The organism is Acidovorax soli, assembly GCF_900107605.1.
Lineage (GTDB): Bacteria > Pseudomonadota > Gammaproteobacteria > Burkholderiales > Burkholderiaceae_C > Acidovorax > Acidovorax soli.
In genome coordinates, this window is the sequence record NZ_FNQJ01000012.1 from 26,527 (window position 1) to 51,158 (window position 24,632).

General features: G+C 67.0%; 21 protein-coding genes and 1 tRNA gene. 8 read left to right on the forward strand and 14 right to left on the reverse strand.

Going from position 1 to position 24,632, the window contains the following annotated elements; translation table 11 throughout:
• Positions 1 to 21: 21 nt before the first annotated feature.
• From BLW02_RS10045 to BLW02_RS10065, 5 genes are all read right to left on the reverse strand, one after another.
• Positions 22 to 951, reverse strand: coding sequence for a pirin family protein (locus BLW02_RS10045; RefSeq protein ID WP_092698160.1), 930 nt, complete (start codon positions 949 to 951; stop codon positions 22 to 24).
• On the reverse strand, positions 948 to 1,355 hold the full coding sequence (locus BLW02_RS10050; RefSeq protein ID WP_092698162.1) for an OsmC family protein: 408 nt from the start codon (positions 1,353 to 1,355) through the stop codon (positions 948 to 950). The genes BLW02_RS10045 and BLW02_RS10050 overlap by 4 nt, the downstream gene beginning before the upstream one ends.
• 26 nt (positions 1,356 to 1,381) lie before the next feature.
• Entirely contained in the window at positions 1,382 to 1,942 is a 561-nt protein-coding gene (locus BLW02_RS10055; protein WP_092698164.1) for a flavodoxin family protein, read from the reverse strand.
• Positions 1,943 to 2,016: 74 nt separating this feature from the next.
• Complete coding sequence (locus BLW02_RS10060) at positions 2,017 to 2,430, reverse strand: DoxX family protein (protein ID WP_092698166.1); 414 nt, start codon at positions 2,428 to 2,430, stop codon at positions 2,017 to 2,019.
• Between the two features lie 41 nt (positions 2,431 to 2,471).
• A complete protein-coding gene (locus BLW02_RS10065; RefSeq protein WP_092698168.1) occupies positions 2,472 to 3,173 on the reverse strand; it encodes a pirin family protein in 702 nt (233 codons plus the stop codon).
• A 105-nt stretch (positions 3,174 to 3,278) separates the two neighbouring features.
• Between BLW02_RS10065 and BLW02_RS10070 the strand changes: the two genes are divergently transcribed.
• The 4 genes from BLW02_RS10070 (at position 3,279) to trmB (ending at position 7,185) form a co-directional block, all read left to right on the forward strand.
• The gene (locus BLW02_RS10070; RefSeq protein ID WP_092698170.1) at positions 3,279 to 4,217 is read left to right on the forward strand and encodes a LysR family transcriptional regulator; all 939 of its coding nucleotides are present in this window, start codon (positions 3,279 to 3,281) and stop codon (positions 4,215 to 4,217) included.
• A 75-nt stretch (positions 4,218 to 4,292) separates the two neighbouring features.
• Positions 4,293 to 5,435 carry an NAD(P)/FAD-dependent oxidoreductase gene (locus BLW02_RS10075; RefSeq protein ID WP_139285350.1) on the forward strand — a complete coding sequence of 381 codons (1,143 nt, stop codon included), beginning with the start codon at positions 4,293 to 4,295 and terminating at the stop codon, positions 5,433 to 5,435.
• A complete protein-coding gene (gene gluQRS, locus BLW02_RS10080) occupies positions 5,432 to 6,430 on the forward strand; it encodes a tRNA glutamyl-Q(34) synthetase GluQRS (RefSeq protein ID WP_092698174.1) in 999 nt (332 codons plus the stop codon). Before BLW02_RS10075 ends, gluQRS begins: the two co-directional genes overlap by 4 nt.
• Complete coding sequence (gene trmB, locus BLW02_RS10085) at positions 6,427 to 7,185, forward strand: tRNA (guanosine(46)-N7)-methyltransferase TrmB (protein WP_092698176.1); 759 nt, start codon at positions 6,427 to 6,429, stop codon at positions 7,183 to 7,185. The genes gluQRS and trmB overlap by 4 nt, the downstream gene beginning before the upstream one ends.
• A gap of 225 nt (positions 7,186 to 7,410) precedes the next feature.
• Here the strand turns inward: trmB and alaS are convergent, their stop codons facing one another.
• Both alaS and BLW02_RS10095 read right to left on the reverse strand, forming a co-directional pair.
• Positions 7,411 to 10,032, reverse strand: coding sequence for an alanine--tRNA ligase (gene alaS, locus BLW02_RS10090; RefSeq protein ID WP_092698178.1), 2,622 nt, complete (start codon positions 10,030 to 10,032; stop codon positions 7,411 to 7,413).
• Positions 10,033 to 10,157: 125 nt separating this feature from the next.
• A complete protein-coding gene (locus tag BLW02_RS10095) occupies positions 10,158 to 10,445 on the reverse strand; it encodes a PepSY domain-containing protein (RefSeq protein WP_026435120.1) in 288 nt (95 codons plus the stop codon).
• A 152-nt stretch (positions 10,446 to 10,597) separates the two neighbouring features.
• Between BLW02_RS10095 and BLW02_RS10100 the strand changes: the two genes are divergently transcribed.
• Positions 10,598 to 12,088 (forward strand): NAD-dependent succinate-semialdehyde dehydrogenase, encoded by a 1,491-nt coding sequence (locus BLW02_RS10100; RefSeq protein WP_092698180.1) that lies wholly within the window; start codon positions 10,598 to 10,600, stop codon positions 12,086 to 12,088.
• A 178-nt stretch (positions 12,089 to 12,266) separates the two neighbouring features.
• Positions 12,267 to 12,340: transfer RNA gene (locus tag BLW02_RS10105), tRNA-Gly, on the forward strand.
• Between the two features lie 108 nt (positions 12,341 to 12,448).
• Here BLW02_RS10105 and BLW02_RS10110 read toward each other — a convergent pair.
• On the reverse strand, positions 12,449 to 13,363 hold the full coding sequence (locus BLW02_RS10110) for a pseudouridine synthase (RefSeq protein ID WP_092698182.1): 915 nt from the start codon (positions 13,361 to 13,363) through the stop codon (positions 12,449 to 12,451).
• 102 nt (positions 13,364 to 13,465) lie between these two features.
• Between BLW02_RS10110 and BLW02_RS10115 the strand changes: the two genes are divergently transcribed.
• Entirely contained in the window at positions 13,466 to 15,610 is a 2,145-nt protein-coding gene (locus tag BLW02_RS10115) for an AsmA family protein (protein WP_092698183.1), read from the forward strand.
• Between the two features lie 146 nt (positions 15,611 to 15,756).
• Here the strand turns inward: BLW02_RS10115 and BLW02_RS10120 are convergent, their stop codons facing one another.
• The 5 genes from BLW02_RS10120 to BLW02_RS10145 all read right to left on the reverse strand — a co-directional run bounded on the left by BLW02_RS10120 (position 15,757) and on the right by BLW02_RS10145 (position 23,428).
• Positions 15,757 to 18,981 (reverse strand): error-prone DNA polymerase, encoded by a 3,225-nt coding sequence (locus BLW02_RS10120; RefSeq protein WP_092698185.1) that lies wholly within the window; start codon positions 18,979 to 18,981, stop codon positions 15,757 to 15,759.
• Positions 18,982 to 19,256: 275 nt separating this feature from the next.
• On the reverse strand, positions 19,257 to 20,777 hold the full coding sequence (locus BLW02_RS10125) for a Y-family DNA polymerase (RefSeq protein ID WP_092698187.1): 1,521 nt from the start codon (positions 20,775 to 20,777) through the stop codon (positions 19,257 to 19,259).
• Positions 20,740 to 21,597, reverse strand: coding sequence for a translesion DNA synthesis-associated protein ImuA (gene imuA, locus BLW02_RS10130; protein WP_099049583.1), 858 nt, complete (start codon positions 21,595 to 21,597; stop codon positions 20,740 to 20,742). Before imuA ends, BLW02_RS10125 begins: the two co-directional genes overlap by 38 nt.
• Positions 21,598 to 22,020: 423 nt before the next feature.
• Positions 22,021 to 22,659 (reverse strand): 3-oxoacid CoA-transferase subunit B, encoded by a 639-nt coding sequence (locus tag BLW02_RS10140; RefSeq protein WP_092698189.1) that lies wholly within the window; start codon positions 22,657 to 22,659, stop codon positions 22,021 to 22,023.
• Positions 22,660 to 22,726: 67 nt separating this feature from the next.
• Positions 22,727 to 23,428, reverse strand: a complete 702-nt coding sequence (locus tag BLW02_RS10145) for a CoA transferase subunit A (RefSeq protein WP_092698261.1) — start codon at positions 23,426 to 23,428, stop codon at positions 22,727 to 22,729.
• A gap of 76 nt (positions 23,429 to 23,504) precedes the next feature.
• Here BLW02_RS10145 and BLW02_RS10150 point away from each other — a divergent pair, with 76 nt between their 5' ends.
• Positions 23,505 to 24,050, forward strand: a complete 546-nt coding sequence (locus tag BLW02_RS10150) for a PAS and helix-turn-helix domain-containing protein (protein ID WP_026435129.1) — start codon at positions 23,505 to 23,507, stop codon at positions 24,048 to 24,050.
• 109 nt (positions 24,051 to 24,159) lie between these two features.
• Here the strand turns inward: BLW02_RS10150 and BLW02_RS10155 are convergent, their stop codons facing one another.
• On the reverse strand, positions 24,160 to 24,555 hold the full coding sequence (locus BLW02_RS10155; protein ID WP_092698191.1) for a carboxymuconolactone decarboxylase family protein: 396 nt from the start codon (positions 24,553 to 24,555) through the stop codon (positions 24,160 to 24,162).
• Between the last annotated feature and the right edge of the window lie 77 nt (positions 24,556 to 24,632).

A 24,632-nucleotide genomic window follows, 5' to 3' on the forward strand; every position in this document is an offset into this window, starting at 1 on the left:
CGCGCGGCCTGGCCACCGGCATCAGGGTTTGAAACGGCGCTCGGGCAATGGAATCCACTCCACCTCGCCCGGCACCTTGCCCATAGCCTGGTCTTCCCAGTCCTGCGCCGCCTGCACGATGCGCTCCTTGCGGCTGGAGACAAAGTTCCACCACATGTGGCGCGGCCCATCCAGCGGTGCACCACCGATGACCACGATGCGCGCACCAGCACCTGGAGGGGTCGGCGGGCTGGTCACGGCGTCTGCCGGGCAGCGCACCGTGGTGCCCTGCCCCTGGGGCAGAACGCCCAGGGTGAGCGCCGGCAGGGGCGCGGCCTCGCCGTCGAGCAACAGGTCGGCATTCACGCTGTAGATCGCCATTTCGGGGGCCAGCGCGGGCAGATCCAGAGCGGCACCAGCGGGCAGTTGCACGTCCAGGTACAGCGTGGGGGCGAAAGTAGCCACGGGGGAGGTCTGCCCAAAAGCGGTGCCAATGAGCACACGCACCACGGCGTCGCCCACGCGCACCTCGGGGATGGCCTCGGCGGGCGTGTGCACAAAGGCGGGCGCCACCTCCTCGTGCTCACGCGGCAGCGCAGCCCACAGCTGCACGCCATGGTTCACGTAGTCGCGACCGGCCAGGGTCTCGGGGCGGCGCTCGGAATGCACGATGCCACGCCCCGAGGTCATCCAGTTGATGGCGCCGGGCTCGATCTGCTGCAGGGAACCCAGGCTGTCGCGGTGCATCATCGCACCCTCGAACTGATACGTCACCGTGGCCAGGCCGATGTGTGGATGCGGGCGCACGTCGTACTCGTCCCGCGGGTGCACCGTGACGGGGCCAAAGTGGTCAAAGAACAGAAAAGGCCCTACGGTCCTGCGCTGCAGCGAAGGCAGCAGGCGGCGCACAGTGAAGCCACCGCCCAGATCCTTGTCGTGCCCCTTCAGCCGCAGGAGAGGTTCGCCGCTCATGCCATGCGCTCCACGGTGGTGGTGATTTCCGTGGTGACGGCCGTCATGAGCTTGTGCACCGGGCATTTGTGCGCCACGGCCTGCAGCTCCTGCAGCTGGGCGTCGCTGAGATCCCCGCTGATCTGCATGCGGGCCGCAAGGCGGTAGGTGCCCGCGCGTTCGGCCGACGCGTCGCGCTCGATCACCGTGCGCACGTCGGTCACCGGGATGCCCTTGCGGCGCGCATACCAGAGCACGGTAAGGGCCTTGCACGAACCCAGCGCCGCGTCATACAGGTCGTGCGGATTGGGGCCGGCGTCGTCTCCACCCTCTTCGGCAGTGCCATCGACCACCAGCGCGTGGCTGCGGATGGTCAGCGTCTGCGCCATGGGCGCGGATGTGATGCGATTGAGCTCAATGGCCATTTCGGACTCCAAAAGGGTTCAGTGGATCAGGAACCAAGCCGCGCCGCAACCGCTGCCACGCGCTGGCCCAGCCGCCGGCCGGTTTCCAGGTCGCCGGCAAACATCTCGGACGCAGAGGCATCGGAGGGCGACTGTGCCATGGCTCCGCTGAACGCACCCAGCCAGTTCACATCGCTGCGCGTGGCCGCTTTCGCATTGGCGGGCAGGGTCCCCGCGCCCACCCACAGGCCACCGTGCTGCATGGCCAGATGGAACAGATAGTCCAGCGTGATCTGCTTGTCGCCACTGGGGCTGGCGCTGTTGGTGAAGCCCGCAAACAGCTTGTCTTTCCAAGCCTGGTTGTACCAGGGCCTGGACGAGGCATCCGCAAATTTCTTGAACTGCCAGCTGGGGCCCGCCATGTAGGTCGGGGAACCCAGGATGATGGCCTGGGCGGCCAGCAGGGTGTCCCAGCCGCCTTCGGGCAGGTTGCCGTCGGCATCAATCGCGATGAGCTGGGCATCGGCACCGGCGCCGTCGGCCACGGCCTGCGCCAGGCGCTGGGTGTGGCCATAGCCCGAGTGATAAACCACTGCAATCAGGGACATGGAGGGTGGTGCTTTCTGCGTGGAAACAAGAACTCCGGACCCCGCCCAGGGGACGGGGGCCGGACCATCGAGGCTCAGCGGCCTTCGCGCTGGCCGTCAACGCTCCAGGCGCCGGCACCAAACGCCGTCAGCGCCAGCAAGCCACCCACCACGGCGATGTTCTTGAAGAACAGCAGCTGCGTGATCATTACTTGATCGGCTGGCACCGCCCAGTAGGGATGAAAGGAGAAGCTGGCCACCAGCGTGAAGAAGGCCAGAACCAGCGCGGCAAAGCGCGTGCCAAAGCCCACGATCAGCGCCAGGCTGCCCACCACCTCGACCACTGCGGCAACGGCCGCCGCCACGGTGGGCATGGGCAGCCCCACCGAAGAGATATAGCCCACCGTGCCGGCAAAGCCGGTGAACTTGCCAATGCCCGCGGGCAGAAACAGCACGGCGAACAGCAGGCGAGACACAAGGGCCAGGGGATTTTGCAGAGAAGAAAGCATGGTGGACTCCTGAAAAAGATGAAGGAAAAAAACTCAATAACTCAAGCGGCCAGATCAAACACCAACACCTCGGCGTCGTGGCCATCGGTCAACGCCAGGGAGGACTCGTTTTCAAGCAGCGCGGCATCGCCGCCGGCCAATGGCTGGCCATTGACACGCAGCGCACCGCGCACCAGGTGCACATAGGTCTTGCGAGCCGGGTTCAGGGGCTGGGTGACGGCCTCCAGGCCATCCAGCAGCCCGGCATACAGCGCGGCATCGGCATGCACCACGACCGAGCCCTGCGCACCATCGGGAGATGCCACCAGCCGCAGCACACCGCGCTTTTCAGCGTCGGCAAAAGTCTTTTGCTCGTAGCTGGGCGCAATGCCCCGCACGTTGGGCAGGATCCATATCTGCAGGAAATGCGTGGTCTGGCCGGCAGCATGGTTGAACTCGCTGTGCGTCACGCCAGTGCCGGCGCTCATGCGTTGGACATCGCCCGGGGGAATGCCCTTCACGTTGCCCATGCTGTCCTTGTGGGCCAATTCTCCCGACAGCACATAGCTGATGATTTCCATGTCGCGGTGGCTGTGGGTACCAAAGCCGGTGCCGGATGCAATGCGGTCTTCGTTGATGACGCGCAGGTTGCCAAAGCCCATATGGCGGGGATCGTAGTAACCCGCAAACGAGAAACTGTGGAAGGAATTGAGCCAGCCATGGTCGGCGTGGCCCCGGTCTTGCGATTTACGAACAGTCAGCATGGTGATTGCTCCTTTCAAGACTCCACTGTATTGGGCGGGCCGCCATCGCGGAGCCTGCAGGATTGTCGGAATCGTTCAAAATATCTGAACTAATATTTCCGCACCATGCCCCACCCCTACGATGTTCTCACGCCGGACAGCCTTGCCATGCTACAGGTGATTTCGGAAACCGGCAGCTTTGCTGCAGCGGCCCGGCACCTGGGCCTGGTCCCCAGCGCGCTGACCTACCGGGTGCGCCAGATCGAGGACGCCCTGGATGTGCTGCTCTTTGACCGCACGGCCCGCCAGGCACGGCCCACCGAAGCCGGCGCCGAGCTGCTGCGCGAGGGCGCACGGCTGCTGCGCGAGATCGATGCCGTGGCCAACCGCGTGCGCCGCGTGGCCACGGGCTGGGAACCCCAGTTCACGATTGCCGTGGACGGCGTGGTCTCGCCCCACACCCTGCTGGAGCTCGTGGATGCGTTCTACGCCATGGCCCCGCCCACGCACCTGAAGCTGCGCGACGGCATCATGACCGGCACCCTGGAAGCACTGACATCGGGCCATGCCGACCTGGCCATCGGCGTCTCGGTCGAGGGCTCCAACGTGGCCGGCCTGCAGCAGGGGCTGCTGGGCGAGCTTTTGTTCACTTACGTGGTGGCGCCCCACCACCCGCTGGCCTCGGTGCCCGAACCCATCACCGACGCCACCTTGCTGCAGCACCGCGCCGTGGCCGTGGCCGACTCTGCGCGGCGCGGTGGCGCCACCATGGGCCTGCTGGGCGGGCAGGACGTGCTCACCGTGGACACCATGCAGGCCAAGGTGCAAGCGCAGCTGCGCGGCCTGGGCGGCGGCTTTCTGCCCGAACCCATGGTGCGCCCCTACCTGGAAGCCGGCCACCTGGTGGCGCGCCGCGTGGCCCGCCCTGAGCGCAACATGCGCATCCACTACGCATGGGGTGGACCTGGCTTCACGGCGCCCGGGCGGGCACTGCAGTGGTGGCTGAACCAGCTGCAAAGCCCGACCACGCGCAGGGCCCTGCTGGAAAACCACCACCATTTCTGATGTCCGACCCCGCGCCGGGCGTGTAGAGTGGCCCTTGTCATATTTCTGTAGCCGACCGTCTCCGAAAGGCCTTCCATGACTTCACCTGTTTCCCGCCCCGCCAAACGGCCCCGACGCCCCGGCACCCAGGCATCAGCACCCGCACAACGCCCATCCGGCAAGGCCGGGAAGACAGCAAAGGCACCGCGCCATTTCGCCATCATTGGCGCCGGCATGGCGGGCGTGGCCTGCGCGCGCACGCTGGTGCAAGCGGGCCACCAGGTCACCATTTTTGAAAAATCGCCCCGGGCCGGCGGGCGCACCACCACCATCGATTCGCCGTTCGGCAGCTTCGATGCGGGCGCGCAATATTTCACCGTGCGGGACCCGCGCTTCGCCAAGGCGATCGAAACCGTGCCCGGTCTGTGCCGCCCCTGGAGCGCCAACGCCGTGCGCGTGCTCGACGCGGCAGGCCGCGTGGCAGCGGCGGGCCTGCCTACCCGCGAACCACACTGGGTGGCCAGTCCGGGCATGAACGCCCTCGTCACCACCTGGGCCGCCCCGCTGCTGCAGGCCGGCCAGCTCATCACCGACACCCGCGTGAGCAGCATCGAACGCGACCCCCTCAACAACGCCCACTGGCAGCTGCGTACCGAAGGATCCGGCGGCGCACAGCATGTCTACGCCGGCTTCGATGCGGTGCTGCTGGCCCAGCCCGCCACGCCCGCCCAGGCGCTGCTGGCGGCTTCAGCTCTGGACACCCCTCTGACGGCCGCCCTTTCCAGCGTGCACACCGCCCCCTGCTGGACATTGATGCTCGCCTATCCACAGGCCGTGCGCCCGGGCCTGACCACCCTGGGGCCGCAGTGGAACGCCGCGCGCAGCACCCACCACCGCATTGCATGGCTGGCACGCGAGTCGTCCAAACCCGGCCGCACCACCATCGAGCGCTGGACGGTGCAAGCCAGTCCGGCCTGGTCGGCAGAACACCTCGAAGACGATGTGGAGCGCGTGCAATCGAAGCTGCTCAAAGCCTTTGCCGAGGTGACCGGCATCCGTGCGCAACCCACCCATGCCGACACGCGCCGCTGGCGCTATGCGCAAACCACCCAGCCCCTGGGCCAGAGCCACCTGTGGGATGCCAGCCTGGCCCTGGGCGCCTGCGGCGACTGGTGCCTGGGCCACCGCCTGGAAGATGCCTTTGTGTCCGGTCTGGAGCTGGCACTCGCCGTGGCATGACGAATGGAGAAGGGGCCCAGCGGCAGACCGGCACCTACCAGGGCCGCTTTGCCCCCTCGCCCACCGGCCCGCTGCATGCGGGCTCCTTGGTCGCTGCGCTGGCCAGCTGGCTGGATGCGCGCGCCTGGAATGGCGGCCAAGGCGGGCGCTGGCTGGTGCGCATCGAGGACGTGGACACACCGCGCTGCATTCCTGGCGCTGCCGAGCTCATCCTGCAGCAGCTGGCCACCTGCGGGCTGGTGCCCGATGAACCACCGGTGTGGCAATCGACCCGCGGCGCGCTGTACCAGCAGGCGCTGGAGCAGCTCATCGTGCAAGGCCATGCCTACCCCTGTGCCTGCTCGCGCAAGGACATCGAAGACGCCCACGCGGCGCAAGGCCATGGCCGCGCGCGCCATGCCGCGTTGCCGTACCCCGGCACCTGCCGCCACGGCCTGCGCGGGCGGTCCGCGCGATCCTGGCGCTTCAACGCCACGGATTTCCTGAAAAATCAGCCGCTCGAACCTGTAGATAAGGCGCAAGCAGCAATATTTTCAATAGCCAATGACACGGTGCACTGGACGGACCGCCGCCTCGGCCTGCAGTCACAACAGGTGGCCAGTGCGGTCGGCGACTTTGTGCTGCGCCGCGCCGACGGCCTGTGGGCCTACCAGCTAGCCGTGGTGGTGGACGATGCGGCCCAGCACATCACGCACGTGGTACGCGGCGAAGACCTGGCCGACAACACGCCACGCCAGATTTTGCTGCAGCAGGCGCTGGGTGTTGCCACGCCCCGCTACCTGCACACCCCGCTGGTCTGCGGCGCCAATGGCGAAAAGCTTTCCAAGCAAAACGGCGCTGCAGCGCTCGATCTTCGCGACCCCTTGCAGGCCCTGGGCGAAGCCGCCCAGGTGCTGGGCCTGCCGGCGCTGGCGCCAGCGCACCAAAAATCACTGCCGCAGGCCCTGGAGATGTGGGTCAGCGCCTGGGCGCGAAACTACAATCGACAACCGTGATCGATCCCACCCTTGCCCCAGCCCCCGCGCACCCTGCAGCCACTGCAGCCGATGCGACCGCCGGCACACCACCTGCCGGTGTGGCCTATCCCAAAACCATCAAGAGCTTTGTGCGCCGTGCGGGCCGCACCACCACGGGCCAGGCCAAGGCCTTTGAAGACCTCGGGCCGCGCTTTGTACTGCCTTACAAGGCGGCGCCGCTCGACGCCGATGCCGCTTTTGGCCGCAGCGCCCCGCTGGTGCTCGAAATCGGCTTTGGCATGGGCGAGGCCACGGCCCATATCGCCCGCGTGCGCCCGAACGACAATTTCCTGTGCTGCGAAGTACACGAACCCGGTGTCGGCGCCCTGCTCAAGCGCATCGGCGAACAAGGCCTGACCAACATCCGCATCCTGCAGCACGATGCCGTCGAGGTGATCGACCACATGCTCGCGCCCGCGTGCCTGGACGGCATCCATATCTTCTTTCCCGATCCCTGGCACAAGAAAAAGCACAACAAGCGCCGCCTGATCCAGGCACCGCTGGTTGCCAAGCTGGCCGCGCGCCTCAAGCCCGGCGGCTACCTGCACTGCGCCACCGACTGGCAACCCTATGCCGAGCAGATGCTGCAGGTACTGGGCGCAGAGCCGCTGCTCGCCAACACCGCCCAGGGCTTTGCACCGCAACCCGAATACCGCCCCCTGACCAAGTTCGAAAACCGCGGCCTGCGGCTGGGGCACGGCGTCTGGGACGTGGTCTTCGTACGACGCCACTGAGTGCCTGCCCCCACCCGCACCGCGAGCCCCAGCAAAACTCCCCGGCCCTGCTCTGACGCCACCGACTCCAGGAGAACGGGCCGCGGCACCCGCGCCCCGGCCTATGGTGTCGGCAGGAATCGGGCTCTGGGACGGTGCCTCGGCAGGAATTCCTGCACCCGATCGTGGGCGCACCTGGTTACAGGCCACCCTGCGGTGTGGGTCAACGGCCCCAGCCGCTGACGATCACAGTTTCTGGGCAACCCAATCCTGCACCGAGGCCAGCGCTGCGGGCAACCTGGCCGCATCGGTGCCACCGGCCATGGCCATGTCGGGCTTGCCACCGCCCTTGCCACCCACCTGCTGGGCGACAAAGTTCACCAGCTCGCCGGCCTTGACCTTGCCCACGCTGTCGGCCGTCACGCCAGCGGCGATCTGCACCTTGTCGCCATCCACCGCGGCCAGCACGATGGCGGCGGTCTTGAGCTTGTCCTTGAGCTTGTCCATGGTGTCGCGCAAGGTCTTGGCGTCGGCACCCTGCAGGGCTGCGGCCAGCACCTTGAGGCCCTTGATATCGACAGCCTGCGTCACCAGCTCGTCGCCCTGGCTGGAAGCGAGCTTGCCCTTCAGTGCCGCCACTTCTTTTTCGAGCGCACGCGCATGGTCGAGCGCCTGGCCGATGCGGCCATTGAGCTCGGCCACGGGCGCCTTCAAGGTGCTGGCGGCCTGGTTCACCGTGTCTTCCAGGTTCTGCAGGTAAGCCAGCGCATTCGCGCCCGTCACGGCCTCGATGCGGCGCACGCCGGCGGCCACGCCGCCCTCGCCCACCACCTTGAACAGGCCGATGTCGCCCGTGCGCTGCACATGGGTTCCGCCGCACAGTTCGCGGCTGGTGCCGATGTCGAGCACGCGCACGGTCTCGCCGTACTTCTCGCCAAACAACATCATGGCGCCGGTCTTCTGGGCCGACTCGATGTCCATCACACGGGCCTGCGTGGGCTGGTTGGCCAGGATTTCCTCGTTCACGCGGCGCTCGATCTCGCGGATCTCGGCATCGGTCACCGCGGCGTTGTGGGCAAAGTCGAAACGGGTGCGGTCGGCATTGACCAGGCTGCCCTTTTGCTGCACATGGCTGCCCAGCACTTCACGCAGGGCCTTGTGCATGATGTGCGTGACCGAGTGATTGCGCATGGTGGCCGCGCGCACGGCGGTATTGACCTGCGCCTGCACCGTGTCGCCCACGTTCAGCGTGCCCTCTTCGAGCGTGCCGTGGTGGCCGAACACGTCGGCCTTGATCTTGAGCGTATCGCCCACCGCAAAGCGGGCCGAGCCGCTGGTGATGACGCCTTCGTCGCCCACCTGGCCGCCACTTTCGGCGTAGAACGGCGTGGTATCGAGCACCACCACACCGTTTTGACCGGCCTTCAGGACAGCAGCGCTGGTGCCATCGACGTAGATAGCTATGATTTTTGCAGTCTCTGCCAGATGATCGTAGCCCGTGAACTGGTTGGCGGCACCCGCGTATTCCAGCGCCTTGTCCATCTTGAACTTGCCAGCGGCACGGGCCTGGGCCTTCTGCTTTTCCATGGCCGTCTTGAAGCCGGTCTCGTCCACTTCCACATCGCGCTCGCGGCACACGTCGTTGGTCAGGTCGAGCGGGAAACCGTAGGTGTCGTGCAGCTTGAAGGCCACGTCGCCGGGCAGCACCTTGGCACCGCCGTCCAGCGCTGCATCGAGGATTTCCATGCCATTGGCCAGCGTTTCAAAAAAGCGCTCTTCCTCGGCCTTGAGCACGTCGGTGATGCGCTGCTCCTGCGCACGCAGCTTAGGGTAGGCATCGCCCATCACGCGCACCAGATCGGCCACCAGCTTGTGGAAGAACGGCGTCTTCTGGCCCAGCTTGTAGCCGTGGCGGATGGCGCGGCGCACGATGCGGCGCTGCACGTAGCCACGGCCTTCGTTGCTGGGGATCACGCCGTCGCTCACCAGGAAGGCGGTCGCGCGGATGTGGTCGGCGATCACGCGCAGACTCTTGTTGTTGAGGTCGGTCACGCCGGTTTCGCGCGCCGCGGCCTTGATGAGCGCCTCGAACAAGTCGATCTCGTAGTTGCTGTGCACGTGCTGCAGGATGGCAGCCAGGCGCTCCAGGCCCATGCCGGTGTCCACGCAGGGGGCGGGCAGCGGCGTGACGGCGCCGGTCTCGTCCATGTTGAACTGCATGAACACGTTGTTCCAGATCTCGATGAAGCGGTCGCCATCTTCATCGGGACTGCCCGGAGGGCCGCCGGGGATGTGGTCGCCGTGGTCGTAGAAGATTTCGCTGCACGGGCCGCAGGGGCCGGTGTCGGCCATCATCCAGAAGTTGTCGCTCTTGTAGCGGCCGCCCTTGTTGTCGCCGATGCGGATCACACGCTCCGGCGGCAAGCCGATCTCCTTGGTCCAGATGTCATAGGCCTCGTCGTCCTCCTGGTACACCGTGGCCAGCAGGCGGTCGGCGGGCAGCTTGTAGACCTCGGTCAGCAGCTCCCAGGCCCACTTGAGCGACTCGCGCTTGAAATAGTCGCCAAACGACCAGTTGCCCAGCATCTCGAAAAACGTGTGGTGGCGCGCGGTGTAGCCCACGTTTTCCAGGTCGTTGTGCTTGCCGCCCGCACGCAGGCAGGCCTGCACGGACACCGCCCGGTTGTAGGGGCGCTTGTCGGTGCCCAGAAACACGTCCTTGAACTGCACCATGCCCGAGTTGGTGAACATCAGCGTGGGATCGTTACCAGGCACCAGCGGGCTCGATGCCACGACGGTGTGGCCCTTGGAGGCAAAAAAGTCCAGAAAGGTCTTGCGGATGTCGGCAACGGTGAAAGTGGGAGTCATGGGCTTTTTCTTCACGAACAGAGATGCTGCGGCAGGCCTGCCCGCAGGCGAACAGGGGATTTTAGGGGGTTTCACGCACGCCCATCCCCACCCCTTCTGCCCAGCCCCCACCCTGAAACACGGCGTCAACCCTGCCGGGAGGTCATTTCGAGTTTCACGATGCGGCCGTCCACGGGATGGTGGACGATCTCGACGCGGTTGCCGTCCTTGTCCCAGCCATGCATCTTGTAGCAGTTGGCTTTGGTGGTGGCGAAACGCTCGATCGAGTAGCCGGCATCCACCAGCTTTTGCAGCATTTGCGCCTGCGTCAGCCGGGTGTCCTTCTGGGTCGCGGTGCACGATGGCGAATCGGCAAAGGCGGATGTACCAAGCAGCAGTGCAGCGGCTGCGGCGCAAAGGGTACGAGTCTTCATGATGATCTCCTGTTGGCATGCCGGATTGGCATGGAGGCCATTGTGAAAACGCCCCCTGAAGATCGCCTGAACACACCGCGCCCTGACCCTGCGCTGCGCCCGCTTTTGCCGGGTGCTACGCTCTGTCCTTTACCCACCCACACGAGACAGCCATGGACACCAAAGCCTCTCCCCTCGCCCAGCTCAACGACCCCAGCCTGCTCAAAACCGACGCGCTCATCAACGGCCAGTGGGTGGCGGGCGCCAGCCGCTTTGCCGTGCACGACCCGGCCACGGGCCTCCAGCTTGCCGACGTGGCCAACCTCGGCCCGCAGGATGCCGAAGCGGCCATTGCCGCCGCCAACGCCGCCTGGCCTGCCTGGCGTGCCAAGACGGCCAAGGAGCGCAGCATCATCCTGCGCAAGTGGTACGACCTGCTCATGGCCCACCAGGATGACCTGGGCCGCATCATGACCGCCGAGCAGGGCAAGCCGTTCCCCGAAGCCAAGGGCGAAGTGGCCTATGGCGCCAGCTTTGTGGAGTGGTTTGCCGAAGAGGCCAAGCGCGTCAACGGCGAGACCCTGCCCCAGTTCGACAACAACCGGCGCCTCTTGGTCCTGAAGCAGCCCATCGGCGTGTGCGCCGCCATCACGCCCTGGAACTTCCCCCTGGCCATGATCACGCGCAAGGTGGCCCCGGCCCTGGCCGCGGGCTGCCCGGTGGTCATCAAGCCGGCAGAGCTGACGCCGCTCACGGCCCTGGCCGCCGCCGAGCTGGCGGTGCGCGCAGGCATTCCGGCGGGCGTGCTCAACATCCTCTCGGCCGATGCCGCCAACTCGATTGCCATCGGCAAGGTGCTGTGCGCCAGCGACGTGGTGCGCCACATCAGCTTCACCGGCAGCACCGAGGTGGGCCGCATCCTGATGGCGCAGTCGGCCCCCACGGTCAAGAAGATGAGCCTGGAGCTGGGCGGCAACGCGCCCTTCATCGTGTTTGACGATGCCGATATCGACAGCGCCGTCGAAGGGGCGTTTGCCAGCAAATACCGCAACGCGGGCCAGACCTGCGTGTGCTCCAACCGCTTCTATGTGCAGGAAGGCGTGTACGACGCCTTCGTGGCCAAGTTCGCTGCCAGGGTGAAGACGGCCAAGGTGGGCAACGGCTTCGAGGATGGCGTGAACCAGGGCCCGCTGATCGAGGAAGCAGCCCTCGTGAAGGTACAGCGCCATGTGGACGACGCCATTGCCAAGGGTGGCCAGGTGGTCGCCGGGGGCCAGCGCCTGAAAAACCTGGGAAGTGGCCAGTTCTTCGAGCCCACGGTGGTGTCCAATGCCTCGGCCGACATGCTGTGCGCACGCGAGGAAACCTTCGGCCCCTTCGCCCCGGTGTTCAAGTTCAAGACCGAGCAGGAAGCCATAGCCGCGGCCAACGCCACCGAGTTTGGGCTGGCCAGCTATTTTTACAGCCGCGACGTGGGCCGCATCTTCCGCGTGAGCGAGGCGCTCGAATACGGCATGGTCGGCATCAACGTGGGCATCCTGGCCACCGAGCATGTACCGTTTGGCGGCGTCAAGCAGTCCGGCCTGGGCCGCGAGGGATCGCACCATGGCATGGATGACTATGTGGAGATCAAGTACCTGTGCATGGGCGATATCCAGAAATAGGCGAATTGCCTGGATAGCTCTGTTTTTTTATAGCTTGCAGCGCTTATTGCGTAAGCGCTGCATGCCAAAAATTTCCAAAACCGGCAGCTTCCCCTGGGCCAGGGATCTGCCGGTTTCCTCATCCCGGCGGCCGCGCAAGAAAATCAGCCCCGGGGAGCTGCCTATAATTCGCTGCTTCGCGGGTGTAGTTCAATGGTAGAACGGCAGCTTCCCAAGCTTCATACGAGGGTTCGATTCCCTTCACCCGCTCCAGTTTTCATGGCTTCCAGCACTCTCCCGGCAAGGGCTGCCAGCACATTTCGCTGAAAACTGCCCCCCTTCTCGTTTCCCGCAATTTCCCGCCGATGAGGCCGCTGTCGCTCAAGCCACGGGCAGCACCAGGCGCTGCTGGCTTTCGAACGCCCGCGGTTCTCCGGTGAGCGGATCGACAAACTCCAGCGAGCGCGCCAACAGCTGCAGCGGGCGCGAGTAGTCACCCTCGGGCGGATCGTTGACGACCGGGTAGAACGGGTCGTTGCGCAGCGGCAGGCCCAGGGCGGCCATGTGCACGCGCAGCTGATGGCGCTTGCCCGTGATGGGCGACAGGCGGTAGCGCGCCCAGCTACCCGCCACCTCCAGCAGCTGCATGTGGGTGTGGCTGTTGGGCTCGCCGGGCGCTTCCTGCATGCGAAAGAACTGAGGGCTTTCCTCCAGCCGGCTGGCGTGCTCGCGCGGGAAGACCAGGTCCGCCCGCCAGGGGGCAATCGCGTCGTAGTGCTTGGTGATCTGGCGGTCGCGAAACAGCGCCTGGTAGGCGCCGCGTGTGCGCTGCTGCACCGAGAGCAGCACCAGCCCGGCGGTGTCGCGGTCGATGCGGTGCAGCGGTGACAGCTGTGGCAGCCCGAGCTGGCGCTTGAGCCGCACCAGCAGCGTGGCGTGCAGATAGCGGCCCGAGGGCGTCACGGGCATGAAGTGCGGCTTGTCGGCCACCACCAGGTGCTCGTCCTGGTACAGCACCGTCTCGCTGAACGGCAGCACCGGCTCCGCGGGCAGGCTGCGGTAGTAATACAGGCGCAGGCCGCCTTCGAATGGCCGTTCTGGCGCCACCGCCTGCCCGCGCTCATCCACCACCTCGCCCGCCAGCATGCGCTGGCACCACGCATCGCGCGCCACCACCGGCAAGCGCTGGGCCAAAAAATCCAGCATGCTGCCCTGACCGCGCGAGGGCAGCACCACGCAACTGGGACTCACGCCGTCGCGCACGGGCAGTACATGGGGGTGGTGGGGGTTGTGCATGGCGTGCGGATTTTAGGAGGCTGTAGGACAACTGCGCCAATGGGCCCTTTGGCGCGCAAGATCGGCCAAAAACCGCGCGCTGCGGGCTAGCATGACGATTCCATGACAGAACTCCCGACGGATTCCCGCACCGCACAGTCCTTGTCAGCGCCCCCGCCACCGCATCGGCGCAGGCTGCGCACGGCAGTGGGCATGGCCGGTGCGTTGGTGGGCTTGCTGCTGATCGGCGCCATCGTGCTCGGCCAGTTGAACTGGAACCATGCCAAACCCTGGCTCAACCAGACGATCAGCGACGCCACGGGCCGGCACTTTGCCGTGGAAGGCGATCTCACCGCCTCCTGGCAATGGCCGCAGCCACTCGATACGGGCTGGCGCCGCTGGGTGCCAGGCATCACGCTGCAAGGCACGCAGCTGGTCATGCAAGACCCGCCCGGTTTTGCCCGCCCCGGCAAGGCCGCCGCCCCCCGGCCGATGGCCAGCGCCGAGATGGCACGGGCATCGCTGCGCCTTTGGCCCCTGCTGGCGCGCGAAGTGGCCATCGACACCCTTGAACTCACCGGGCCCGACATCGCCCTGGCCCGCCTCGGCGATGGCCGCAACAACTGGACCCTGGAGCGCCAGCGCGCACCCGACGACCTCACGCCGCGCTGGACGGTCCACATCGATCAGCTGGTGGTGCGCCAGGGGCAGCTGGCCTACACGGATGCCGGCAGGGGCCTGGACCTGCAAGCGCACATCGACACCATCGACGAAGCCGCACCGCCCCCCGAGGCCGGCGGCCCGGCAATGCCCGCCTCGGCCACCGCCCGCGCAGCCACCGCCCCGATCTACGGCGTGCGCTTTGACCTGAAAGGCACCCTGGGCAAGGCCCGCATCGCGGGCCAGGGCAAGGCAGGCCCCGTGCTCACGCTGCGCGACAAGGAGGTGAACTACCCGCTGCAATTCACCGCCAGGGCAGGCAGCGTGGAGACCGCCGTGCAAGGCATTCTGGCCAACCCCGGTGCGCTGTCGGGCATGGATCTGCAGGTGATGCTCAAGGGCGCCAGCATGGCCGACCTGTATGCGCTGACCGGCCTGGTGCTGCCGAACACGCCCGCATTTCAGACCCGGGGCCGGCTGCAGGGCAGCCTGCAACCAGGCCAGGCGGTATGGGACTACCGCGACTTCACCGGCACCTTGGGCCAGAGCGATCTGCATGGCAACCTGCGCTTTGTCTCGGGTACCCCGCGCGGCAAGCTGTCGGGCAGCGTCACCTCCCGGCAATTGCGCCTGGCGGATCTGGGACCGGTGCTCGGCACAGCCGCCACGCCTTCTTCCAAGGCGGGCCGCAGCGGCAAGGTGCTGCCCGATGCCGCGTTTGCCACCGACCGCTGGAGCGCCATGGACTTGGACCTGAAATTCTCGGGCCAGCGCGTGATCCGGCCTGACAGCCTGCCGCTCGAAGACCTCAGCGTGCATGCCCTGCTCAGCGATGCGGTGCTGCGCCTGGATCCCCTGCGTTTCGGCGTGGCCAGGGGCCAGATCAAATCCAGGGTGGTACTGGACAGCCGCAGCAAACCGCTGACCGCGCGCATGGACACGCGGGTGCAGAACCTGCGGCTGGCCGCGCTCTTTCCCGAGGTCGAGCTCACCAGAAAAAGCCTGGGCCAGCTCGATGGCGCCCTGGCGCTCAACGGTCAGGGCAACTCGGTGGCGCAATGGCTGGGCACCAGCAGCGGCGAGGCGCGCCTGTATGTGCGCGACGGCACCCTGAGCCGCGAACTGCTGAACCGCGCAGCGCTCAACGTGGGCAGCATTGTGGTGGGCAAACTGTTTGGCCAAGACAAGGAGGTGCAGCTGCGCTGCGCCGTGGCCGACCTGGCCGTGCGCGAAGGCGTGGCCACCGTGCGCACCGGCAAGCTCAGCACCAGCGAGGCCATCGTGGACGCCAGCGGCACCATCAACATGGCGCAGGAGCGCCTGAACCTGCACATCCAGCCCGAATCGCTGCAGTGGAAGTTCTTCTCGCTGCGCACCCCGCTCTATGTGCGCGGCAGCTTTGCCCAACCCGACGTGGGCGTGCAACCCGGCCCCCTGCTGCTGCGCGCAGGCGCCGCGCTTGCCGCCGTGGTGGCGGCCCCTGCGGCCCTGGCGCTGCTGCCCGTGACCGTGCCGGGCGCCGACGACGATGCGCAGTGCACGCCTTTGCTGGCGCAGGCCAGGCAGCCGGTGAAGGCGGGCCGGGCGGGCAGGCCGGCGGCGCGCTGAAAAGTGGCTGCGCTGCGGTGGTGCGGCAGTATTTGTGCGATCCGATCCCTCTTGTTTGGATCGTTCGAAGCGTTTTCTGCGGGAGCGCTCCATACCATTTCAACGCCATTTCCGTAAACGGAACGGCGCACCGCCGGTGGTCGGGTTCAATGGAAATCCCGGCTGCCCTGCAGCGCCTGCGCCATGCGGCCCAGCAGCGGTGTGAGGTCTTTGCAGCGCTGGGCCACCAAGTGGCGCACCACGGCCTGGCCGCCGGGGCCATGGGCGCTGCATTGCCACAGGCCCTCCACCGCCAGCAGTTGCGAGCCGAGCAGCGCCTGGCGCCAGGTCTCGACCAGCGCGGGCCAGACGATCACGTTGACCGGGCCGGTCTCGTCCTCCAGCGTGACAAACATCGTGCCCTTGGCCGTGCCGGGGCGCTGGCGCACGGTGACGATGCCACAGGCGCGCACCTTGCGACCGTGGGGGACGCTGTGCAATTGCAGAGCGGTCTGCAAACGCCAGCGCGCCAGGCGCGGACGCAGCAGGGCCAGCGGGTGGCGGCGCAGCGTGAGACCGGTGGCGGCGTAGTCGAACACAATTTCTTCGCCCTCGGGCGCGGCGGGCAGGGCCAGCGGCGCTTCGTGCACCGGTACCTCGCGCCACAGGGCGGGGGCGGTGTGCTGCGCGGCCGCCTCCCACATCTGCTGGCGCCGGTGGCCCGACAGGCTGGCCAGCGCATCGGCGGCGGCCAGGGCCTGCAGGTCTTGTGTACCCAGCTGGGCGCGCAGGGCCAGGTCTTCTGTGCTGGTGAACGGCGCAGCGGCACGGGCCTGCACCAGGCGCTGCGTGGCGCTGGCCTGCAGGCCGCCGACCAGGCGCAGGCCCAGGCGCACGGCCGGTTGCGGCAGCGGCGGCGTGGGCAGCCCCCTGGCGGGCCGCAGGCGTTCGGCCGGGCCTTCGAGCGTGCAATCGCTGTCGCTGCAGGTCACGTCGATGGGCAGCACGCGCACGCCGTGGCGGCGCGCGTCCTGCACCAGTTGCGAAGCGGTGTAAAAGCCCATGGGCAGCGCGTTGAGCAGCGCCGCCAGAAAACACGCGGGCTCGTGGCACTTGAGCCAGCTGCTGGCATAGGCCAGCAGGGCAAAGCTGTGGGCATGGCTTTCGGGAAAGCCGTATTCGCCAAAACCGAGCATCTGCTGGAAGATGGCTTGCGCAAACGCGGGGCGGTAGCCCTTGGCCAGCATGCCTTTCACCAGGGGTTCCTCGAACCGGTGCACGCCGCCCTTGCGCGTCCAGGCCGCCATGGAGCGGCGCAGGTCATCGGCCATGCCCGGCGTGAAGTCCGCCGCAATCATGGCGATCTGCATCACCTGCTCCTGGAAGATCGGCACGCCCAGCGTGCGCGCCAGGGCGGCTTCGAGCTCGGGCTTTTCGAGCTGCAGCGCCTCACCCCTGCGCCGGCGCTCACGCGCCTGCAGGTAGGGGTGCACCATGCCGCCCTGAATGGGCCCGGGCCGCACGATGGCCACTTCGACCACCAGGTCGTAGAACACGCGCGGCTGCAGGCGCGGCAGCATGCTCATCTGCGCGCGGCTCTCGATCTGGAACACGCCAACGGTGTCGGCGGCGCAAATCATGTCGTAGGTGGCGGCATCCTCGCGCGGGATGTCGGCCAGGCCCCAGCGTTCGCCGCGCAGCGCAGCACGCAGATCCAGGCAGCGGCGCAACGCGCTGAGCATGCCCAGCGCCAGCACATCGACCTTGAGCAGGCCCATGGCATCGAGGTCGTCCTTGTCCCACTGGATGACGCTGCGCCCTTCCATGCTGGCGGGCTCCACGGGCACCAGCCGCGTGAGCTTGCCCTGGGTGAGCACAAAGCCGCCCACATGCTGGCCCAGGTGGCGCGGAAAGCCCTTGAGCTGCGCGGCCAGCTCCAGCCACAGCGCGGCCTGGTGCGCCGACAGCGGCACGCCCCGGTCGCCAGCCAGCTGCTGCAGGCGGTCGGCGGCCATGTCTTCGTCAAACCAGTGGTGGTCTTTGGCAAAGGCATCGACCAGCACCGGTGCCACGCCCAGCGCCTTGCCCACGTCGCGCAGGGCGCTGCGCGTGCGGTAGCTGGTGACCACGGCGGTGATGGCGGCGCGCTCGCGGCCGTATTTGGCGTAGATGTACTGGATGACCTCTTCGCGCCGGTCGTGCTCGAAGTCCACATCGATGTCCGGCGGCTCGCTGCGCTCCTTGCTGATGAAGCGCTCGAACAGCAGGTGCGAATCCTCGGGGTTGACCGCCGTGATGCCCAGCACATAGCAGACCACCGAGTTGGCGGCCGAGCCCCGCCCCTGGCACAGGATGCCCCGGCTGCGCGCAAAGCGCACGATGTCGTGCACGGTCAGGAAGTACATCTCGTACTGGCAGTGCGCAATCAGCGCAAGCTCCTTGTCGATCTGCGCGGCAATCCAGTCGGGCACCCCCTGGGGATAGCGGCCTTGGGCCCCCTCTTGTGCCAGCCACGCCAATGCCTGGGCAGGCGTCATGCCGGCGGGCACGGTCTCTTGCGGGTAACGGTATTTGATTTCATCCAGGCTGAAGCTGCAGCGCGCGGCCACCGTGAGCGTGGCGGCCAGCAGTTCGGGCGGGTAGATGCCGGCCAGGCGCACGCGCTGGCGCAAATGGCGTTCGGCATTGGGCTGCAGCGCAAAGCCGCATTCGGCCACGCTGCAGCCCCGCCGCACGGCGGTGATCACGTCCTGCAACGGCTTGCGCGAACGGGCATGCATGTGCACATCGCCCGCTGCCACCAGCGGCAGGCCCAGCGCCGCGCCCGCGCGCTGCAGCGTGGCCAGCCACAGGCTGTCGTCGGGGGCCAGGTGCAGCTCTGCCGCCAGCCAGAGGTGGGCATCGAAATTTGAACAAAATTGACCTATAGCGCTTGATATGCAAGCGCTGAAAGCTACAAAATCAGAAGCATCAAAGCACTCGCGGCGGGGGACGAGCAGCAGCTCGCAGCCCTCCAGGAGGTTGAACGGGCTGCCCGGGCCGACCTGGTATTGCCCCTTGGGCACCGCCGCCCGCGCTGCGGTGATGAACTCGCACAGATTGCCCCAGCCCTCGCCATCCCGAGCCAGGGCCACCAGGCGCAGCTTTCCCCACGCAAACTCGCTGCCCACGATAAGGTGCAAGCCCCATTCCCTGGCGGCCTCCCAGGCGCGCACCACGCCTGCCACCGAGCATTCATCGGTCAGCGCCAGGGCCCGGTAGCCCAGTTGGGCAGCACGCGCCACCAGCTCTTTCGGATGGGAGGCGCCGCGCTGGAAACTGAAGTTGGACAGGCAATGCAGCTCGGCATAGCCCGGCAAGGGCGCAGGGGACGGCACTGTGACAGACGCCATGGCCTTAGAGACTGTTCTCGATCTCGCAGGGGATCGCGTTGGAGCGCAATCGGGATGAGTGGATGCTTCGGATGCGCCGCATGGGCTGGTGCCCATGCAAGCAGCCGGGGCGTCCAATCGCCCGATTTCGCTCCAACCCATCGGGCAGTGGTCTTTGCGGGCGGTCTGCGGCGTTGCGGCGCTTGTGGATAGCCGGGCTATCCACTGCACACCGCGCCTTGCATCCCATCCCGCAAAGACCGCTGCGCGACCCCTGGGAGATCGTGAACAGGCTCTTACCCATAGATGCCGTGCAGGAACCAGCGGTGCGGCTGCGCGGCCGTGAACGCGCTTTGCATCGCGCCCTCCTGCATCGCGCCGCCAGCGGGCGGCACCCACCGCTCGCGGAACACCCACACCAGCCCCGCCACATCGTTGTGCGCCACAAAATAATCGCGCAGCGCCAACCCCGCACAGGAATGGCCCGGGTCGCCAGCGCCCTCGCCTGCGGCCGACCACCAGCCCGCCTCGAACCGGTGCGGCCCCGCCAGCAGGCGCAGCAAGCCGTGGTGACAGGGACGGTTGCCCTGCACCGCCAGCCGCCGGGGTGGGCGCAGCAGCCAGGTGGGCCACAGGGTGGCGTCGGGGGCATGCGTGTCGGCGGCAGGGGTGCCGGGGTGGGCGCGGTCATGGTTCAGCACCTCGGTCGCCGGGCGCCATTGCTGCATGTGCTCGGGCCGGTGGTCGGCCTGCAGCACGGGGGCCACCACCTGGCTGGACCCCAGGCGGGCCGACAGGCGCTCCAGCAACTGGTGCAAGGCCTCGCCTGGCGCTGAAGCCGGGTCGTCACGGCCACCGCCCACAAGATCGCCGGGCGGCAGCAGGCTCGCGCTGCGGTGCGGCAATGGGGCCGACTCCAGCAGGCGCAGCGTGATCTGGTTGACCGGTGCCGCCAGGGCCGTGCGCGCCAGGTTTTCCGACAGCAGGCGCCGCAGGTGCGCCATGTCCTGCGTGGCCTGGGCGGTGCGCACCGGCAGGGCCTGCGTGGGGGCAATGGCCACACCGTCGATGCGCCGCAGGTCGTGGCGCCAGGCCAGCTCCAGCGCCACTGCGCCCTGCTGCCGCGCCTGCAGCCAGCCCTGCAGGGCCGCGAGGCAGCGGCTGGCACTCCAGAGCAGCGCATCGGCCGATTCGGCCAGTGCGGGCAGCTCGGCGGTCAGCACAAACTGCTCGGGCAGCTCCAGCCAGGCGTGGGCTTCGGGAGCGTCGCCCAAGGCCTGGTCCAGCACCCGCAACACCTGGCCACCAAAACGCCTGGCCACCCCGGCACGCGGCAGCGCCCGCAACGCCCCCCAGGTGCGACAACCCATGCGCTCCAGGCTGGCCACATGCGGGCGCAGTGCGGTCAGCGTGTGCAAGGGCAAGCCGTCCACACCCGGCTCCACGCCCTGCCCTGGTGGCACACGCCCCGCCTGCGCCATACGCAACCAGGCCTGCGCCACCAGGGCTGTCGGCCCGCAGCCCCACGCCGTCTGTGTGCCTGGTGGTTGCACCCGCACTTCCCGGGTGGCCGTGTGTGCAGGCGGTCCGCCAGATGCATCGGCCCAGGCCTGCAGCACCTGCGCCCGCAAGGCATCGCGCCCGCCCCAGAGCCGCTCGGTGGTGGACACCTCCAACAGCACGGCGTCGCCATCCACCAGGGCCACGCGCGGCGTAAAGCGCAAAGCCCACCAGCCCGCCGCCGCGGCTTGCACAGCGGCGCCCGGAGGTGCCGCAGGCTCATCGCACCATGGCAACGGCAGTGCGATCCAGTGCATGGCCCCTCCTCTCTGGCGCGCCCCGCCCAGGCGCCAGCACCGGACGCATAGTCAGCGCTGGCACCGCACTGTGACGCACCGCTGTTGCACCGGTCACCCCCTGCGCTGCGCGCCGCCGCGCGGCCTGCGCCGCCAGCACCTGGGCCAGACGGGGGTGGCAGCCCGGCAGATCCAGCCCCTGCACCAGGGGCGGCCCTCGGCGCTTGAGGATCTGCACCTGCATGCCAGGCGATAGGACGGCATCCCCTGGCAGGGCCAGCCCCTGCACCTGCAGCCGCAGCAAGGCCGGCGACGCCTGCGGTGCGGCACGGACCGGGCGAAACACCCACAGCAACTGCTGTTGTTGCGCCGCCGCCAGCTGCAAGCGGCGCAAGGCCGCAGGGAGTGCCTGCGGCAGCCAGGCCATGACGGCCAGCACATCGCGGCAGCGCAGCGCCTGCTCGGCCGCCCAGAGCGCCGCCTTGGCGTTGTCGGGCCGCACGACGCACAAGCGCTGTGCCGGCAACCCCTGCGCCCTGAGCGCCGGGCCAAAGGGCTCGCACGGTGGCGCCACCACCACCACGGCCCCCACGCGCCGAGCCACTGCCTGCGCCAGTGCAGGCAGCACCAGTTGCCATTCGTGCAGGCCCACCATGGGTTGCAATACCTCGCTCATCGCCCCCACGGGCCAGCCACCGCCCGGCAGTTGCGCATCCAGCAGCGCGTATCCGGTGGGCTGCGCGGACTGCGGGCCCGCGCCCAATGCGTCTGCATGCCAGACACCAGGCATGGCGGACGGCAAATCGAGCGCAACCCGCAAAGTGGAGCGTGGCGCAATCATGGTGGTGGCAAGGGTTCAGAAGACAGGAATACTGTGAATATACACAGTATTCCTGTCTTCCACCACCAACCACCCAGCCAGAAGAAAAGAGACGCTTTGGGGCCGCTACAACATGCGCATCACCCCATCGCACCAGTCGGCCACAGTGCTTCACGCCCACCAGAGCCACTTCGGCCAGGCCCACGGCCTCGCCTTGCCACTGTTCGAGCAGATCGCCCTGGTGCCCAGGGTGGGAGCCAGCCGGCCTCGATCAACGCCTTTTGCCATGCCTGCAGCCGGGTGTCGGCAAAGGCGAGCGCGCGGCCGGCCTCCTGCCTGGCGGAGGCCGGCAAGCTTGCCTGGACTGTTTCCACTGCGCAAAGGCGTCCGCCAGCAAAAGGCCCGCTTGCGCGGGCCCGTGCTATGGCAGGTCAAGCAGTGCCTTCAGGGCAGCAGCGTGACACCCGTCTTGGCCTGGAGGGCATCGAACGTGACGCCCGGCGCCAGCTCCACCACCTTGAGGCCCAGCGGCGTCACGTCCATCACGGCCAGGTCGGTGATGATGCGGTCGACCACGCCCACGCCCGTGAGGGGCAGCGTGCACCGGGGCAGGATTTTCAGGTCTTCGGTGCCGTCTTTCTTGCGCGCCACATGCTCCATGAGCACGATCACACGCTTGACGCCGGCCACCAGGTCCATGGCGCCGCCCATGCCCTTGACCATCTTGCCGGGGATCATCCAGTTGGCCAGGTCACCCTGCTCGCTGACCTGCATGGCGCCCAGGATGGACAGGTTGATCTTGCCGCCGCGGATCATCGCGAAGGACTGGTCCGAACTGAAGATGGACGAGCCGGGGATGGTGGTCACGGTCTGCTTGCCAGCGTTGATGAGGTCGGCATCCACCTTGTCCTCGGTGGGGAAGGCCCCGATGCCCAGCATGCCGTTCTCGGACTGCAGCCACACCTCCTTGTCACCGGTGAAGTTGGCCACCAGCGTGGGAATGCCGATGCCCAGGTTCACATAGAAGCCGTCTTCGAGTTCTTGGGCCGCACGGGCGGCCATCTGGTCTTGGGTCCAGGACATGTTCAAGCCTTTCTAATCGATTGAGGACAGGGCTTGCCGATTCGCGGCTGCGGCCTGTCCCGCAAGGTTATTTCGTTTCGGTGATGGTTCTTTTCTCGATGCGCTTTTCAGGGTGGGCGTTGAGCACGATGCGGTGCACATAGATGCCGGGCAGGTGAATCTGGTCGGGGTCGATCGCGCCCGTCTCCACCACCTCTTCCACCTCCACGATGCAGATCTTGCCGGCCATGGCGGCGGCCGGGTTGAAGTTGCGTGCCGTCAGGCGAAACTGCAGGTTGCCCGACTGGTCGGCGCGCCAGGCCTTGACCAGCGACACTTCGGGCACCAGCGAGCGCTCCATCACATAGGTTTCGCCATCGAACTCGCGCAGCTCCTTGCCCTCGGCCACGATGGTGCCCACGCCGGTCTTGGTGAAGAAGGCCGGGATGCCCGCGCCGCCCGCGCGCAGCTTCTCGGCCAGCGTACCCTGGGGCGTGAATTCCAGCTCCAGTTCGCCCGCCAGGAACTGGCGCTCGAATTCCTTGTTCTCGCCTACATAGGACGAGATCATCTTCTTGATCTGGTGCGTTTCGAGCAGCTTGCCCAGGCCAAAGCCGTCCACGCCCGCGTTGTTGGAGATCACGGTGAGGTTCTTCGCCCCCGAATCGCGCAGCGCATCGATGAGTGCCTCGGGAATACCGCACAGGCCGAAGCCGCCCACGGCCAGCAACTGGCCATCGGCCACCACGCCTTCAAGGGCCTTGGCTGCGGAAGGAAATAACTTTTTCACCACGATCTCCTTGATAGTTTTGATGCGCTACGATACTACGTAGATGGATAAGTAGTACCCCGTAAAGATTTGCACTATGGACGTTGATTACAGACTGGCTTTCGAATTTGCCCCCGTGGGTCTGGTGCTCTCGCGCAACCGCACCATGATGGACTGCAACCGGCTGGTCTGTGAAATGTTCGGCGCCTCGCGCGAAGTGTTGATCGGGCAATCGTTCGAGGTGCTCTACCCCAGCACCGACGAGTACGAACGCCTGGGGGCGCACATGGAACCCATTTTGAACGCCAAGGGCCACTATGCCGACAGCCGCATCATGAAGCGGGCCAACGGCGAAGTGTTCTGGTGCCACGTGTCGGGCCGCGCCCTCAATCGCGAAGCCCCCCACGAATCGGGCATCTGGAGCTTTGAAGACCTCAGCTCGCAGCGCACCGTCAAGGCCGAACTCACGGGGCGCGAACGCGAAGTGGCCGCCAAGCTGCTGGAAGGCCTGACCTCCAAGGAAATCGGCAAGACCCTGGAGATCAGCCACCGCACCGTGGAAATCTACCGTGCCCGCCTGATGCGCAAGTACAACGCCTCCACCGCGGCCGATCTGGTGCACAAGCTGGTGGCGGGAGCATAGGCTCCCCCTGAGTCGTTTCGCGCCTTCCCCCTGAGGGGGACACTACCACTGGCCTGGCCAAGCCAGTTCTACGGGCGACAGGAAGCAGTCCAAGCGCAAGAGCGCACCGTCAGCCCTTTCCATGACCGTCCACCACCTCGGACGCTGTGCGAAAAGCCTCCACCGCGGCCGGCAGGCCGCAGTAGATGCTGGCATGCAGCAGCACTTCCTGAAGCTCCTGGGCCGTGGCGCCATTGTTGAGCGCACCGCGCACATGGCCCTTGAGCTCGTGCTGCCGGCCCAGTGCCGTGAGAAATGCCACCGTGATCAGGCTGCGCGTTTTCATTTCCAACCCCGGGCGCTGCCACACATCGCCCCAGGCATTGCGGGTGATGAACTCCTGGATGGGCTGGGTGAACGCCGTGGCATTGCCAAAGGCCTTGGCCACGAAGTCCTCGCCCATGACCTGCTTGCGCGTGGCCAATCCTTGGTCGAAATCTTTGGTGGATGGGGGTTGCTGCGTCATGCGGGCACTCCTGTTCGATTGGGAGAGCCATGGTATCCGCCTCCATCATGCGCAAAAAGAAACACCCCCTGCGGCAT

Coding starts and splice junctions, on each gene's coding strand:
- BLW02_RS10045 (WP_092698160.1), bottom strand. CDS start 951: ATGAGCGGCGAACCTCTCCTGCGGCTGAAGGGGCACGACAAGGATCTG.
- BLW02_RS10050 (WP_092698162.1), bottom strand. CDS start 1,355: ATGGCCATTGAGCTCAATCGCATCACATCCGCGCCCATGGCGCAGACG.
- BLW02_RS10055 (WP_092698164.1), bottom strand. CDS start 1,942: ATGTCCCTGATTGCAGTGGTTTATCACTCGGGCTATGGCCACACCCAG.
- BLW02_RS10060 (WP_092698166.1), bottom strand. CDS start 2,430: ATGCTTTCTTCTCTGCAAAATCCCCTGGCCCTTGTGTCTCGCCTGCTG.
- BLW02_RS10065 (WP_092698168.1), bottom strand. CDS start 3,173: ATGCTGACTGTTCGTAAATCGCAAGACCGGGGCCACGCCGACCATGGC.
- BLW02_RS10070 (WP_092698170.1), top strand. CDS start 3,279: ATGCCCCACCCCTACGATGTTCTCACGCCGGACAGCCTTGCCATGCTA.
- BLW02_RS10075 (WP_139285350.1), top strand. CDS start 4,293: ATGACTTCACCTGTTTCCCGCCCCGCCAAACGGCCCCGACGCCCCGGC.
- gluQRS (WP_092698174.1), top strand. CDS start 5,432: ATGACGAATGGAGAAGGGGCCCAGCGGCAGACCGGCACCTACCAGGGC.
- alaS (WP_092698178.1), bottom strand. CDS start 10,032: ATGACTCCCACTTTCACCGTTGCCGACATCCGCAAGACCTTTCTGGAC.
- BLW02_RS10095 (WP_026435120.1), bottom strand. CDS start 10,445: ATGAAGACTCGTACCCTTTGCGCCGCAGCCGCTGCACTGCTGCTTGGT.
- BLW02_RS10100 (WP_092698180.1), top strand. CDS start 10,598: ATGGACACCAAAGCCTCTCCCCTCGCCCAGCTCAACGACCCCAGCCTG.
- BLW02_RS10110 (WP_092698182.1), bottom strand. CDS start 13,363: ATGCACAACCCCCACCACCCCCATGTACTGCCCGTGCGCGACGGCGTG.
- BLW02_RS10115 (WP_092698183.1), top strand. CDS start 13,466: ATGACAGAACTCCCGACGGATTCCCGCACCGCACAGTCCTTGTCAGCG.
- BLW02_RS10120 (WP_092698185.1), bottom strand. CDS start 18,981: ATGGCGTCTGTCACAGTGCCGTCCCCTGCGCCCTTGCCGGGCTATGCC.
- BLW02_RS10125 (WP_092698187.1), bottom strand. CDS start 20,777: ATGCACTGGATCGCACTGCCGTTGCCATGGTGCGATGAGCCTGCGGCA.
- imuA (WP_099049583.1), bottom strand. CDS start 21,597: ATGATTGCGCCACGCTCCACTTTGCGGGTTGCGCTCGATTTGCCGTCC.
- BLW02_RS10140 (WP_092698189.1), bottom strand. CDS start 22,659: ATGTCCTGGACCCAAGACCAGATGGCCGCCCGTGCGGCCCAAGAACTC.
- BLW02_RS10150 (WP_026435129.1), top strand. CDS start 23,505: ATGGACGTTGATTACAGACTGGCTTTCGAATTTGCCCCCGTGGGTCTG.
- BLW02_RS10155 (WP_092698191.1), bottom strand. CDS start 24,555: ATGACGCAGCAACCCCCATCCACCAAAGATTTCGACCAAGGATTGGCC.